Here is a 15,719-nt window from a genome sequence, read left to right on the forward strand (position 1 = left end):
GACTTCTGATTTTGTTTATATTTTAACTATTTTGACAATTCGACAGTGAACGCTTCAAAAGGTTGAAGTATAGCCCTTTCTAAGTCGATTTCTTCTTTTTCGTAATTGGAAGCGATCACTTTGGCTGTTTTTTCGTCCTCATCGAGTTCTAATCTTTCTTCCTGTTCACTCATGTTCGCTGCCACGAGCCATGTTCGCCCTTGATAACTGCGCTTATAAGCGAAGATGGACGAATGTCCAGGTAAAAGCAGTTCATAATCGCCCCAGACGATAAGCGGATCATCCTTACGCAGCTGGATCAGTTTTTTATACATATAAAAAATAGAATCCTTATTTGAGAGCGCCGCTTCGACGTTAATATCTTTATAGTTGGACTGGACAGGCAGCCAGGGCGTACCTGTCGTAAAGCCGGCCTGGTCTTCACCGCTCCACTGCATCGGTGTCCGTGCGTTGTCTCGTCCTTTTGTATTGATCGCATGAATCAGTTCGTCTTTCGAGTGGCCATTTTTCAGTCGCTCATTGTACATATTGATGCTTTCGATATCATCCACTTCATCAATGGATTCAATTTTTCGGTTCGTCATCCCGATTTCTTCGCCTTGATAAATATAAGGGGTACCTTTCATCAGGTGGAGCAGGATCGCGAACAGTTTGGCACTTTCGACTCGGTAGGTCGTGTCATTGCCGAAACGGGAAACGATCCGCGGCAGGTCATGGTTGTTCCAGAAAAGACTGTTCCAGCCGCGGTCTTTCAGTTCGACCTGCCATTTTGACAGGACTTTTTTCAGTTCGGTCAGATCCAGTTCTTTGAGATCCCATTTCATCCCGCCCGGCTGTTCATCCAGCTGCATGTGCTCAAACTGGAAAACCATTGACAGCTCTTCGCGCTCCGGATCAGAATAAAGTTTCGCTGTTTCAGGCGTGGCCCCCCAGGTTTCACCGACTGTCATGACGTCTCTGCCTTTGAGCGTTTCCTGATGCATTTCCTTGAGATACTCGTGCAGCTTGGGCCCGTTCCCGGTGATCCCTTCATCAGGAATCTTCCCGATCAGGTCGATCACGTCCATACGGAAACCGCCGATGCCTTTATCCAGCCAGAAATTCATCATGTCGTAAACGGCCTGGCGGACCGCTTCATTTTCCCAGTTCAAATCGGGCTGTTTTTTACTGAACAGGTGAAGATAGTACTGTTTTGTCTTTTCATCGTATTCCCAGGCCGAACCACTGAAGGCCGAGGCCAAATCGTTCGGCGGACCGCCTTTTACCGGGTCGCGCCAGACATAATAGTCGCGGTACGCGTTATCTTTACTTTTCTTCGCTTCAACGAACCACTGGTGCTCGTCACTGGTGTGATTGACGACAAGATCCATAACGATACGAATATCGCGGCTTTTTGCTTCTGTGATCAGCCGGTCCATATCGGCCATCGTACCGAAATCCGGATGAATGGCCTGGTAATCGCTGATATCATAGCCGTTGTCGTCATTCGGGGACGCGTACACCGGGCTCAGCCAAATGGCGTCGATCCCGAGCTCTTCTAAATAATCCAGACGGCTGATGATCCCTAGGATATCTCCGATGCCGTCACCGTTGCTGTCATTGAAACTGCGCGGATAAATCTGATAGATGACCGCGTTCTGCCACCACTTCATAGCATACTCCTCTCGCTGGTTACTGATTTATTTCCCTGCTTCTTCCAGGATTTTTTCTAACGTCAGTTCATTCGTGTCTTTAACGATATAGTCCGCTTTGTGCATCGCTGCTTCTGATCCGACACCGACAGAAAACATATTAGCCGCATTGATCGCTTCAACACCTGCTTCCGCATCTTCCAGTCCGACACACTCAGACGTATCGAGACCAAGTATCTCTGCTCCCTTGACGAATATCTCAGGATCCGGTTTGCCCGCATGAAGAGACGCCGGGTCAACGATACCGTCAAACAGGTCTTCGATCTCAAGACGCTTCATGATCTCCGGGCCGTTTTTACTTGCAGAAGCCAACGCCATGCCCAGTCCTTTAGCTTTAGCGTCTTTAAGGAGCTGATCGATACCTGGAAGGAGATCCTTCGGTGTGATCTGCTTGATGTATTCTTTGTACTCATCATTTTTCTGAGTAGCCAGTTCTACTTTTTCTTCTTCCGTGTAGTCCTTCTCTTTATTGCTGTGCTTCAGGATGAGGTCCAGTGATTCCATTCGGCTGATGCCTTTCAGCTGTTCGTTGAATTCTCTGTCGATTTCGATATCCAGCTTTTCAGCCAGACTCTTCCAAGCCAAGTAATGATACTCCGCTGTATCCGTGATGACGCCGTCTAAATCAAATATCAATCCTTTAATCATAATGTCCTCCTTAGAATGTGTGCTCGCTTCATAATGAAAAAAGAGAGATGGTCATCTCTCTCTTCCTTATTTTATCATTGCTTTAGAGTGGTTCAAATTTTTAGCGCTTCTTGGGCGGATTTGGGTCGGGTAAGTGCTCACTCAGTTCATCGACAGCTCATGAGTGCGACATTATAGCAAGGAAACTGTTCACTCGTCGCTTTGGCACTCCACGAGTAATACATATGCTCTCAAAAATTGTTCACTCATGGAGTCAGAACTTCATGAGTGCGACATTTCACTTCCGATAATGCTCACTCGGCATCCCGGTAATTCACGAGTGAGACATTTCGTTCCTAAAACTGTTCACTCAGCATCCCGGTAATTCACGAGTGCGACATTTCGCACCATAAACTGTTCACTCAACGAGCAGGTACATTATGAGCAAGACATTCTGTTCCCTAAACTACTCACTCACGCTCCGTTACTTGTCGAGCGTACACCAAACCAAAGCACTTCAAGAATGAAGAGATCATCCGCGGATGATCTCGCCCTCTTTTATTTTCGGATGGCTTGCTTGACGCTGTCTGTAAGCGTCACTGATTCCCCGTAAAGGTTGAAGTCTAAAGCATCGCCTTCCTGCAGTGCAAATTCAACGTTTTCCTTGTCCACGATGACTTTGATGAGTCGGCCGCGGTACTTCAGCTTGAATTCGTAGCCGTCCCACTTTTCAGGGCAGTACGGTTCAAAGGACAGTTCACCCGTCAAGGTGCGCATGCCGGCAAAGCCGTGAACAATGGATAGCCAGCCGCCGCTCATCGATGTGATGTGCAGGCCGTCTTCCGTATCATTGTTGTAGTTGTCCAGGTCCAGGCGCGCTGTACGCTCATACATTTCAAACGCCTTTTCCTTCTTGCCTAATTCTGAAGCCAGGATCGAGTGGACCAATGGCGAAAGCGAAGACTCGTGAACAGTCATCGGCTCATAGAAGTCGAAGTTGCGTTCTTTTTCGTCCAGACTGTATTCGTGGTTCAGGAAGTACAGCCCCTGCAGGACATCCGCCTGCTTGATGAACGGTGAACGCAGGATCTTGTCCCATGACCAGTTCTGGTTGATCGGACGCTCTTCCGGTTTCAGCGAATCCACCGGAAGCAGATCTTTGTCCAGGAAGGTATCGTGCTGAACGAAGACATCCAGCTCGTCGTCTTTAGGGAAGTACATATTTTCTACGATGTCTTTCCATTTGTCTAGTTCTTCGAATCCAATATTTAAGCTCGCTTTTTTCTCGTCAGATACTTTTTCAAGAGATTCCAAAGTATAGCGCAGGGTCCAGGCGGCCATCGTGTTGGTGTACCAGTTGTTGTTGATGTTGTTTTCATACTCGTTCGGACCCGTTACGCCGTGGATCATGTATTTTTCATTACGTTTTGAGTAATGCACGCGGTCGGCCCAGAAGCGGGAAATACCAGTCAGGACTTCGATCCCCTTGTCCAAGAGATAGGATTCGTCTCCGAAATAAGTCGAGTAGTTGAAGATCGCATGAGCAATCGCGCCGTTACGGTGGATCTCTTCAAACGTGATTTCCCATTCATTATGGCACTCGATCCCGGTGAAGGTCACCATTGGATACAGTGCGCCTTCCAGTCCCTGCTTGGATGCATTGACATGCGCTTCTTCCAGCTGGTTATGACGGTAGACTAAAAGCTGCTTGGACACTTCTTCGTCAGTGATCGACAGATACATCGGCAGGATGCAGGATTCGGTATCCCAGTAAGTCGCACCGCCGTATTTCTCTCCAGTGAAGCCTTTCGGTCCGACATTCAAACGCGGATCTTCGCCGTAATAGGTTGAAAAGAGCTGGAAAATATTGAAGCGGACACCCTGCTGGCTGGCTTCGTCGCCTTCGATTACGACGTCGGCATTGTTCCAGCGGTTTTCCCATTCGCTCACATGCGCCGTTTTCAGTTCAGCAAATGAAGTCTCATTTGCTTCAGCTAAAATAGCTTCTGCCGCTTTGACCTGATCGGCTTCTTCGATATCTCGGCTCGTTATGACAGAGACCAGCTTAGTCAGGCTGACTGTTTCACCTTCTGAAACGGTGCCTTTATAGTTTTCAGCGACCAGCATGTCCGACTCGCTGCTGTCTTCTTTAGCAAGGCCAGAAACGTCGCTGCTCATCATCGTCGTTACCGTAAAGCGGTCCGTGCCGAAATTATTTTCGATCGTTTTCGTCGTCAGATAAGGATAAGGCTCCAAGCCGCGGTCGCGTTCGATCCAGAATTTTTCATCATAGTTGCTGTCTTCGTTTTCAACGTCTCCGTCCAGATGCGGCATCATTTCGATTTCAGGACTGCCTTTCAGAACGTTCGCTTCGATATGGATGACAGCCAGTTCTTTCGTTGCCACACTCACAAAGCGAGTAAAGGTAAAGGCGATCTCGGTGTCGCCGTTTGACCAGACGTATGAACGGTTCAAAACGCCCGCTTTCATGTCAAGCTCCAGACGGTACTCTTTGACATCGTCTTTAGCCAGGTCGATCTGATGACCGTTAACTTTGATCGTTACGGGGATAAAATTCGTGGCGTTGATCACTTTGCCGAAATACTCCGGATAGCCGATCTTCCACCAGCCGACACGCGTCTTGTCCGGATACCAGACCCCTGCAAGGTATGTCCCGATGTGTGTGTCACCGGAATACCCTTCTTCAAAGTTTCCGCGCAGGCCCATATAACCGTTACCAATAGCCGTCAGACTTTCCTGCACGCGCTTGTCTTTCTTTACATCCGTGGTGATGACCTTCCACGGGTCGATTTTCGCTATTCTCTTCATTCTATACACATCCCAATCTCAGTTTTCTGTTTCGTATTTAGTTGCTTCTGATCGCTTCAAGCAAGACCTTGCGTTTCTTCGCGCGCTTGCGTTTTTTCATCAGACGCTGTTTCTTCTCTTCTTCATTATCAACATAATAAAAGACGGAAAAACCGTTCTGATGCAGGATCTCATCTTCTTCGTAGGATTCTTCGTTAAAGCCGAACACTTTGTGCGCCCCATGAGGAAGCAGCGGAAGGAAGGCTTCTTCTTCATCCTGGTTAAAGAAGAAGTAAAGCTCCTGGTTGCCCAGCTTGCGTTTGAAGCCGAGGAACTGCTCGTCGTCTCTAATGTCATGCCATTCAGTATCACCGTAGCTCAGGATCGGCTGATACTTTTTGCGGAAGCGGATCAGATCTTTGGAGAAGCGCAGCATATCGTGATCCTGCTTGTTCTCATCCCAGATCATGCATTTGCGGCAGTCCGGGTCCATGTCGCCGTCAAGACCGACTTCCGTGCCGTAGTACATACACGGTGCTCCCGGCTGCGAGTAAAGGAAGGCCATCGCCGACTTCACGAGGTTCTTGTTACCGCCTGCTTTCGTCAGGATACGCGGTGTATCGTGTGAGTCCAGCAGATTGAACATGACCTCAGTCGTCTGCTTGCGGTAAAGCATCAGCTGTGTGTTAAGGCTTGAGACCAGTCGCGACGGAGACAGGATCTTCTTGAAGAAGTAGTTCTCGATATTGTCGGTAAAGGCATAGTTCATGACGGCATGGAATTCGTCGCCGTTCAGCCAGTTCTGCGATGAATGCCAGATCTCGCCGAGGATGTAGAGGTCTTCTTTGATCGCTGTCGTATCCTTGAAGAATCGTTTCCAGAAGTAGTGATCCACTTCATTCGCCACATCCAGACGCCAGGCATCGATGTCGAATTCCTTGATCCAGTAGGTCGCGATATCTAAAAGATAATCCTGGACTTCCGGGTTGGCCGTATTCAGTTTCGGCATGTGTCCGGTAAAGGCAAAGGTGTCGTAGTTGACGCGTCCCACGTTTTCCAGTTCTTCTGTGCTCAGGCCGCTCACGTCTTCGACAGGGAAAGAATTAATGTAAAACCAGTCTTTGTATTTTGAGTTTTCCTGATTCTTTAAAACATCCTGCCACTGAGCCGACTGGATACCGACATGATTGAAGACCGCATCGATCATGACACGCATGCCGCGCTTGTGCGCTTCCTCAACGACCTTTTTGAAGAGTGCCTTGTCGCCGAAGTCCGGATCGATCTCTTTGTAATCGATGGTGTCGTACTTATGATTGGAGTGTGCTTCAAAGACAGGCGTGAAGTAGATGCCGTTGATGCCTAAGTCTTCAAGGTAATCCAGGCCGTCTAAGACGCCCTGCAGATCGCCGCCGTAGAAATCGTCCCGCGACGGGTGCTCCTTGCTGCCCCAGGGAAGTGTCCCTTCCGGGTTATTGCTCTCGTCGCCGTTCCTGAAACGTTCCGGGAAGATCTGATACCAGATCGTCTCGCTGGCCCACTTTGGCGCTCGGAAGGCATCGATCTCATGGATGTAAGGCACGCGGAAATAGAAGTTCATCTGTTCAAGAAAGGTGTCTTCAAACGGATAAACGCCCTGGTCTGAATAAAAAATCTCGATCCCGTCTTTGCCGATGACGCGGAAGCCGTAAGCCATGCGCTTGGTCGGTTCGTGTGTATCGATCATCCAGTAGTCATGCATGTTCGTTGTGGCGACTTTTTTCATTTCTTTGCCGTTCGTATACCATTTCTCTTCGTCCAGCGAATACGGATCCCCACTGATCAATTCGACGCTGTCGACGTCTTTCGCCTTTGTGCGAATACGGATGTGATAGTGTCCGCGTTCATACAAATACGCATATTCACTTTCGGAACGGTGATAAATTGCTGCTGTATCCATAAAATACCCCTTCTTCTATTAAGTTTTCTCGATCAATTATTTACTGATTTAGTGAAATTGGCTTAAAGCGGTTTCAACCTGATTCTAGCACTTGGAGAGAATTATACAAGGTAATTTCCAGTGTTATCGGTAACAGGATTATTTATTAAGAAGAAACGAGCCGCCGCTCGTTTCCTCCGGTTGCCGGTTTGACTTTTGCTGTCTCGCTTGAAATCCTCGGGTTCGGTCTATTCAGATTTTACTTAGACCGCAAGACGCCGAACTTTTCGGGGTTCGGCTTATTCGGTCGTTCTCTTTTTACCGTTGAGCTGAACTCAGTCGGGGTTCGGCTTATTTAGTGGTCCTCTTTCTACCAACGAGCCGAAGACAAGCCGGTTCGGTTTTTTCCACCACGATGTTATTCTGAACACGACGAACCCACCCAATATTCAGTGTATTCATTTAGCGTGTTCTAGTCGAATAAGCCGAACCTTTTCCCAGTTCGGCTTATTCGACAGTTCTCAAGTCCTGTACGGGCCGAAGTTGACAACGTTCAGCCTTTAGCCTATCTTATCGCTTGTCTACTTACCGAATTGAGCGATGTTCGACAAGTAGAATGTTCTGCAGCTCCCCTTCATACCGAAGTATGCAGGTGTTCGACAGGTAGATGCACCATGACCACTCTTAGCTACCGAATAGGCGCCTGTTCGGTAGCTAGGAGGACGTGCACCGTTGTAACCTACCGAACAGGGCCAGACTTCGGTAGGTTATAACGGAAGATCTCATCGAAACGACCGAACCTTCACTGCCTCGGCTATTACGTTACCCACTGTTCCACCTAATGACCGAACCTCCATAACGACCGGCAAACAAAAAACGTCCAGGCCTGAAAACTGAAGCATTCAGGCTTGGACGTTTTATTCTATCAGCGGGTCGTACCGCCGAGTTTCAGTTCTGTTTCAAACAGCTGATTCCCCTGCGATTTCCCGTTCTCATTTACTTTTTTCAAAACCATTCTGGCACAGGCGGCACCTATTTCCGTGATCGACTGCTTCAGAGTCGTCAGGTTTGGATACGCGATCTGGTCCAGAAAGACACCGTCGTGACCGATGACCCCGTAGTCCCCTGGGATATCGCCGTCGTGTTCTTTGATCTCACGAATAACGCCAAGACCCAGACGGTCCGACGCGCACAGAAACAGCGTGTTCTTTGGGAACTTGTCCCAGTTGTCCCGGATGAAGGCCGCCGAGTAGCGCGAGCGGTTTTCAAGCTTGTAGATACACGGTTCTTTGCCGTGATTACTCATCGCTGTCGTGTAGCCTTTTTCCCTGGAATGGGCGAAGGGCTCATCGACGTCGATACCGATATAGACGATTTTTTCATAACCTTTTTCGATCGCATATTCCGTCGCTTTTGCCATGCTTCCTTCATTGTCGCTGTCCACATAGTCGATCCCCATGTCGTTCTGGCCGAACAGTACCGTCGGTTTATCCAGAGACTTGATCAGTTCTTCATCTTCCTGACGCATGCCGCAGACGATGAAGCCGTCGGAGTCCCCGATCTGAACGTTCTGATGCGTCAGCAGCTGCAGGCTGTAGGCATACTTGTCCAGTTCGTTGGCGATCCCCGTCAAAAGGAACATGTAGTAAGGTTCCGTCGTATCCATCTCTTCTAAAATAAGCAGCTTGATGATCTGCGTGCGATTGTTCGCCAGTGCTTTTGCTGCTGCATTCGGGCGATAGTCCAGTTCTCTCATGGCTTCGTACACGAGTTCTTTCAACTCATCCGTCACTTGTTCAGGGTGATTGATCACGCGTGATACGGTCATTTTCGAAACATTCGCTTTTTTTGCAACATCATTTAATGTAGCCAAACGCTTTCTCCTTTCATCCTGCTTTTACGCAGGGCATCTCTCCTTGCTCGTTACACTGATTATACCATGTAACACTTGCTTTGTTGACAGCCTTCATGCTTTATTCATAATAAAAGCCCAAGGGGATCAGGCTTCTTTTTCCACGATCCGTACGTCATAAGGATGCAGGGTGAGTCGTCCCCGTAAAGCTTCACCCGACTGGATATCCACCACGTCTTCATTCAGTTCGATGACCTGAAGATCTTCCGTGAAGTTCATTATAAAGACGGTCTTAAGCCCATCTGCTTCTCTTGCCTGTACGGAAACACCGCGCTCATGCGTGATATCAAGCGCCGGTTTCAAGCCGAGGTCTCTGATCAGTTCGCCGTAAAAGTCCGCTAAAAACGGCTCTTCCAGACGCGCACCGATATAGTAGGCGTGTCCTTTCCCGTAACCGTTGACCGTCAGCGCAGGTGTCCCCTGATAGAAGTCACTCTGGTAGACAGCCAGTTCGCTTGCCTCCGTCGTTTTTATGACCGTTGCATAGTCTTTAATGTCATAGATCCTGCCTTTATATTCGATACTGTTTTCATCTGCCGGATAGTAGGTATCTGTTTCCAGAGGCTCCATGCCAAAGGTCTCTTTTAAAGGTTCAAGCCAGCCGCCCATGTGTGCCAGATCCGATTCATTCACCAGTCCGGTGATGTAAGAAGACACTAGAGTCCCGCCCTGCTCGACATAAGTCTGCAGTTTATCTGAGGTCTTCACTGACATCATATAAAGCATCGGCGCAATGACCAAGTCATATTTAGAAAGATCTGCTTCTTTTGAAATCACATCCACGGCAATGTTTCTGTCCCAGAAGGCCTGGTAGTGCTTTTCGAGTGTCTCGCCGTATTTTTTCGTCTGCAAGCCAAAGCCCTGCGCATCGTTCAGTGCCCAGTCGTTTTCGACGTCATAGATGATGGCCGCTTTTGCCTTGCGCTGATAGCCGACGACTTTGTCAGAGATCTCTTCCATCGCCTTGCCGAGTCGTGCGACTTCTTTGAAGACACGATTTAGAGGCGAACGGTCATGATCGACCACCGCCCCGTGGAATTTCTCAGAAGACCCGCGGGATTTGCGCCACTGGAAATACAGCACGCTGTCCGAGCCATGCGCCAGCATCTGCATCGAAGACAGGTAATGCATCCCCGGACGCTTGGTCTTATTGACCTGATGCCAGTTCACACCGCTCGGGGTCGACTCCATCAAAAGGAAAGGCTGATCCTTCATCGCATAAAACTGATCGTTCAAAAAGCCCACTTTGGAAGCCAGCGTGGCCGTGTCTTCCTTGTCATTATGCCAGGCAGGATAGGCGTCCCAGCTGATGACATCCACTTCTTTAGCAAATCTGCTGTAATCCAGTCCGGTAAAGGGGGTGAATTCAGGATTATCCGACATGAAGTTCGTCGTTATCGGAATGTCTGGCGTTTGGTCTCTCAAGGGAACGATTTCATTTTTATAGAAGTCGATCGTCTGATGCGTAACGAAGCGGCGCCAGTCCAGATTCATGCCGTGTACAGCATTCTCCCCGATCGGCGACGGGGACTCGATCTTTTCCCAGTCTGTGATCGTATGGCTCCAGAAAGGCCCCCACCAGGAATCATTCAGCTGATCTAAATCGTTATCGTATTTTTCTTTTAAGTAATTTCTGAAATTAGCCTGGCACAAGTCACAGTGACATTCCCCGCCAAACTCATTGGAGATGTGCCACATAAGGAGTGCCGGATGCTCGCCGTAGCGCTCAGCCAGTTTCGTATTTATTTCCTGCGTCTTCTTCCGGTAATACGGTGAAGAGAAGCAGTGATTGTGCCGGGCACCGTGCAGCTGTTTCCTTCGGCTGGCATCCACGCGAAGTACTTCCGGATGTGCGTTTGACATCCAGGCCGGGCGCGCCCCGCTCGGTGTTGCCAGAATAAAGCGGCCGCCGAACGAATGGATACGCGCGATGACTTCATCCAGCCACTCGAAGTCATAAACCCCTTCTTCAGACTCCAAACGATCGATGGCCATCTTCCAAGTGAAGGAGTAAATATTGGCATCGGCTTGAAGTTTTGTGCCTTCAATAAACAAGGCCTCCTCTTGAAGCAGGCCATTCTCTTGGAGTAGTGAAGTGAACAGAACGAAAGCATATTTGATTACGCGCTTGGCATGCTCACTCGAACGGAAATTATTGATTGTTTTATAGGTAACGGATGTGTCGCCGGTCAGCCATTTCATTGGAATGGACTCGTCATTCATGCGTTCAATCGTGCGACCTAAAAAAGTAGAACGACTATAGGCAAATAAGCACATTTTAAGTAACATTGCAGGGTGAAACGCAGGACGTCCCGTATGAGAGGTGTCTTCCAGAAGAAATTCCGCAGGAATAGAATCAACGAAACGACTGATCAAACGGGCTTCGTGATCCTCGGGAATAGTGAAGTCTAATTGTAGTGTTAAAGCAGTTTCCATTGTGGTATAATTTTGATACAAAGTGAGCCCCTCCTTTAATTGCTGTTGGTACTTCAATTATAATCGGTGGGGCTCATTTTGTCTTTATAAAAGTAACATCCCACGACCTTTTCTTTAAAAAATAGTCGTGGGATGTATTTGTTTAAGGGGAGTTTTTTCCCAGCCCCTATTAATTTTTATACCTAAAAAAGTGTAAGAATCAATATTGATTCTTACACTTTTTTGGATTATTCTTCACTTTCCGTCGTTTCATTATCTTGAGACTCATTATTACTTGCAGATTCTTCGTCTTGTTCCTCTTGAAGTTCTTCTACAGTTTCTGTATCAGAAGCTGTTTCCTCTTCGTATTCTCCTACTTTGAAATAAGCATCCATCATTCTTCGTGCAGCAACTAGATTTTCTCTAGCGCTAGATGTAACAGGATTATATGGAATGACAACTGCAATTGCAATTTCCGGATCGTCATAAGGAGCATATCCAACATAAGTTAAATTTAAAACTTCTCCAGGAAAAAGACTTTTCGTTTCCGGATTATATTTTTGCGTCTGTGCTGTACCGGTTTTTCCTGCCGACTCATATGGAGCTCCAGCGAATGCAGAACGGGCACTCCCCTGGTCTCCGTGAACGGCTTGGTAAAATCCTTCCTGCACACGTTCCATTGCTTCCTCTTCTACCGGAACTGTATTCATGACTTTAGGTTCGATATCTGTTAATAAGGCTCCTACATCGCCAGTCTCCGAATCTGTCCCTCTAATTTCAGAAACCAGTCTAGGCGCAATTCTAGTTCCGTCGTTAGCAATTGTGGAAACATACTGGGCAAGTTGTAAAGGTGTATACAAGTCAAACTGCCCGAAAGCTTCAAACAGATTATTACCGGCATTAGGAGGCGGATTTAAAAGACCTGTTGATTCGTTTGGCAAATCTATCCCTGTACTCGTTCCTAAACCGAACATAGCATAATATCTTCGTTGTTTTTCAATCAGTGCATCCGCATCAATCGGCAAGGTCATATTTTCACTATAATCCCAGACGCCGCCCATGCGCATAGCCAAGCGTGCCATATAAACGTTGGAAGAACGTTCCAACGCAGTAATGTCGTTAATTGGAACAGACCCGCTGCGGTTAAATACAGATGAAATATTTTTAGAGCCTCTTATCTTTAAAGGCTGATCTATAATAGTGTTGTTGCTGGAATCCAAGACACCATCCATATAGGCCGATAAAATAGTTGCTCCTTTAACAGAAGATCCCATCTGGAAGTTTTTCGAGAAGGTACCAAGTGCGTCATCCACGATTTCTCCGTCTTCGTTAACACTTTTACCGGCCATGGCTAGAATATCTCCAGTCTGAGGATCCATTGCAACCAGGTAGACGCCGTCACTGAGGCCTTGTCTTTTTTCCAAGGCATCTATAGCGATTTGTTCAACTGTTTCTTGATATTCAATTTCCGGACTCAAGATCAGATTACTGCCTTTACTGCCAGAAAACTTTTCGATTTGCTGAATGACTTCACCATTTCCATCTGTAACAGTTTCAATGATAGATTCGGATCCTTTTAAGACTGTTTCATATTCTTGTTCTAGATAACTTCTTCCAACTCGGTCATTGCGGGAGTATCCCATAGCCAAGTATCGACTTAATTTTTCACTTGGTATCCCTTGTTCTTGAGAGGTTACACTCCCTAAAATACTTCTCAGCATATTCTCTTGAGGATAAACGCGCACCCAGTCCGTTCCGGTTCCAATACCGGGAAGAGAAGCAAGATTTTCACTGACACGAGCGATCTCTTCTTGGGAAACTTCCTCATTCTTGATATTGATTGTACTCAATGCATAAGAAGCATTCATTTCTTTAAAAATAGCCGTGGCAATCTTTTCTTTTTCTGAAAACTCAGAGATATCTGATTCGGTTACTTTATCCAGCATCGCTTGATAAGACTCTGAACCAGACAATTTCTTTTCATCAGCAGTCAATCGATCTCTGATTTCGTCCATGTGACTGGCTATAAAGAAATCCTGCATATCTCTTTCAGTGATGTCTGTATCAGAAGCATTATCGAATGGAGAGGCATGCGGCATTGAAATATACTCTGCCAGATCTAATGCAACATTGGTCATATCTGACGAAGACGTACTTTTCCCTCGGGTATAAGTGATGGTATTTCTTGCTTCATTACCCACTAATTTTGTTAAGTTTGCGTCAAAAATTTCTCCTCGCGGAACACTTCCTGTAATCGTCGTTTGATCCGTACGATCAACTTCTGCTCTGAATTCATCTGCTTTAACGATCTGCAGATAGCCCAAACGAAGAATCAGAGCTGAAAAAAGGACAAATACGATAAAGAACATCAGATTCAGTCTATAAGGTATATGTGATTTTTTCTTGTCATTATTTTTTTTGATTGGTTTTTTCAAACAATTTCCCTCCACCAATTTTATAAAAGACTGTATTTAATATTTAAACTTATTACAAATTGAACTAATCTAGTCTTTTCATAAATACACTTAGACAAGTTTACCAAATAGATGGCTTGATTTCTACACGATAATTAGTAAATTTTTATGAAATTTCTTTTAAATATAAATAATTATAAAAAAAGCAATATGTAAAAAGCCGGACCACATTAACTGTCCGGCTTAGAATATAAAATCAATTATTTAGCTGCTTCGTAACGTTTCACAACTTCATCCCAGTTTACAACATTCCAGAAAGCAGAAATGTAATCAGGACGTTTGTTTTGGTAGTTAAGGTAATAAGCGTGTTCCCAGACATCAAGTCCTAGAATTGGTGTTTTGCCTAAAGATAAAGGGGAATCCTGGTTCAAAGTATCGATCACTTCCAATTGCCCATCAGAAACCACTAACCAAGCCCAGCCAGAACCAAAACGTCCAGCACCAGTTGCGCTGAATTTTTCTTTAAAGTCTTCAAAACTGCCGAATGATTCGCTGATTGCGTCAGCTAGAGATCCTGAAGGTTGTCCGCCGCCATTTGGCGATAAGACTTCCCAGAATAAACTGTGGTTAGCATGTCCTCCGCCATTGTTTTGGACAGCTGTTTTGATATCTTCAGGTACTGAATCTAATTTCTGCATTAACTCTTCAATGCTTAACTCAGCTAGCTCCGGATGATTTTCCAATGCCGCATTTACTTTAGTCACATAAGCCGCATGGTGCTTATCGTGGTGAATGCGCATCGTCTCCTCATCGATGTGTGGTGTCAACGCATCATATGCGTATGGTAGTTCAGGTAAAGTGTATGCCATAATAAACATTCCTCCTGTTATATTTTGTCTCTTGCTTCTTTCATTCTAACATTGAATACCCTTTTCTCAAAGCATAATCGAGAAATAAATTCAATTTTTAGACACAGACAGCTTACGATTAATAAGCTTTTTTCCAAATGCACAATCAATTTTCAAACAATCGTTGTTTTTTAAGTACCGTAACGGTAGAATAAGAAAGTCGGACGAACTGTATACCGAAATTAGTTGTTTTAATAAAGGAAGATTATCTTGAAACATTACTTAACCTTGGCTTTGGCGCGACCTAAGGAACTTTACAAGGCAAGAACTATAAAGAAGGGGCAGATAACGTTAGTTTTGGCATTGTTAGTGTTGGTTATTACACTGGCCAACCTTTTACGCCTCTTGCCGATCATCCACTCTATTCAATCGGACGGACAGGAAATCGCAAATGAACTTCCAGCCTTCACAGTAACAGAAGATACATTGACGTCAGAAGAATCTGAGTCTTATATTCACCAGACAGACAGTTTTCTTTTGTTTTTTGATCCGAATGATCAATTTCAAAAAGAAGAAATTGACTCTAATATTGAGAGACTCCAAGTTCCTATCGGGATCGGATTATTGAAAAACACATTGTACTTTAATGTTGCCGGTGTAGAGATGGACTATTATTATGAACAAATGCAAGACTTTGATCAGTCTACCGTTAAGGAAATATTCAATACCGCTGGCAATGCTTCATTGCTCACTTACTTATTTGGGTTCTTATTTGCTTATATAGGAATAGGCCTAATGGAATTAATGGATCTTTTAATTATCCTATTATTCGCCAATCTGTTTTCCAGAGCATTGAGATCGGGTCTTTCTTTTAAGGAAAATATAAAACTAGCGGTACTCGCTTCCTTGTTACCCACTCTTGTACTAGAAGCCACGTCACTGTTTGGAGTTGTTCCGCCGTATTATTTCGAACTGAAGATCATCCTTTCATTATTTTTGTTTTACTTGACGATCAAAGAAATGAAAAAGAAACAAGTTTCTTAATTAAAAAGAGGCTGTCTCTGCAATTGCAGGACAGCCTCTTTTTAA

The 15,719-nt window shown here is 45.9% G+C and carries 9 protein-coding genes and 1 pseudogene; 1 reads left to right on the forward strand and 9 read right to left on the reverse strand.

Annotation, left to right across the window (positions count from 1 at the left end; all coding sequences use genetic code 11):
• Positions 1 to 26: 26 nt before the first annotated feature.
• The 9 genes and pseudogenes from B6F02_RS06450 to B6F02_RS06480 all read right to left on the reverse strand — a co-directional run bounded on the left by B6F02_RS06450 (position 27) and on the right by B6F02_RS06480 (position 14,651).
• On the reverse strand, positions 27 to 1,652 hold the full coding sequence (locus B6F02_RS06450; RefSeq protein WP_143745230.1) for a glycoside hydrolase family 13 protein: 1,626 nt from the start codon (positions 1,650 to 1,652) through the stop codon (positions 27 to 29).
• A 27-nt stretch (positions 1,653 to 1,679) separates the two neighbouring features.
• Positions 1,680 to 2,339, reverse strand: coding sequence for a beta-phosphoglucomutase (gene pgmB, locus B6F02_RS10935; RefSeq protein ID WP_143745231.1), 660 nt, complete (start codon positions 2,337 to 2,339; stop codon positions 1,680 to 1,682).
• 537 nt (positions 2,340 to 2,876) lie between these two features.
• Positions 2,877 to 5,147, reverse strand: a complete 2,271-nt coding sequence (locus tag B6F02_RS06455; protein ID WP_080146544.1) for a glycoside hydrolase family 65 protein — start codon at positions 5,145 to 5,147, stop codon at positions 2,877 to 2,879.
• Positions 5,148 to 5,184: 37 nt separating this feature from the next.
• Positions 5,185 to 7,062: a glycoside hydrolase family 13 protein gene (locus tag B6F02_RS06460; protein ID WP_080146545.1), complete on the reverse strand. Its 1,878-nt coding sequence runs from the start codon at positions 7,060 to 7,062 to the stop codon at positions 5,185 to 5,187.
• A 904-nt stretch (positions 7,063 to 7,966) separates the two neighbouring features.
• A complete protein-coding gene (locus tag B6F02_RS06465; RefSeq protein WP_080146546.1) occupies positions 7,967 to 8,914 on the reverse strand; it encodes a LacI family DNA-binding transcriptional regulator in 948 nt (315 codons plus the stop codon).
• Positions 8,915 to 9,040: 126 nt separating this feature from the next.
• Entirely contained in the window at positions 9,041 to 9,913 is an 873-nt protein-coding gene (locus B6F02_RS11150) for a beta-galactosidase trimerization domain-containing protein (RefSeq protein WP_306293719.1), read from the reverse strand.
• Positions 9,914 to 11,410, reverse strand: a pseudogene (locus B6F02_RS11155) (beta-galactosidase); the annotation flags it as partial.
• Between the two features lie 206 nt (positions 11,411 to 11,616).
• On the reverse strand, positions 11,617 to 13,803 hold the full coding sequence (locus tag B6F02_RS06475; protein ID WP_256864661.1) for a peptidoglycan D,D-transpeptidase FtsI family protein: 2,187 nt from the start codon (positions 13,801 to 13,803) through the stop codon (positions 11,617 to 11,619).
• Positions 13,804 to 14,042: 239 nt separating this feature from the next.
• Complete coding sequence (locus B6F02_RS06480; RefSeq protein ID WP_080146548.1) at positions 14,043 to 14,651, reverse strand: superoxide dismutase; 609 nt, start codon at positions 14,649 to 14,651, stop codon at positions 14,043 to 14,045.
• Between the two features lie 249 nt (positions 14,652 to 14,900).
• Between B6F02_RS06480 and B6F02_RS06485 the strand changes: the two genes are divergently transcribed.
• Positions 14,901 to 15,674 (forward strand): DUF1189 family protein, encoded by a 774-nt coding sequence (locus B6F02_RS06485; protein WP_179128535.1) that lies wholly within the window; start codon positions 14,901 to 14,903, stop codon positions 15,672 to 15,674.
• Positions 15,675 to 15,719 lie beyond the last annotated feature (45 nt).

This window comes from Marinilactibacillus piezotolerans, from assembly GCF_900169305.1.
Taxonomy (GTDB): Bacteria; Bacillota; Bacilli; order Lactobacillales; family Carnobacteriaceae_A; genus Marinilactibacillus; species Marinilactibacillus piezotolerans_A.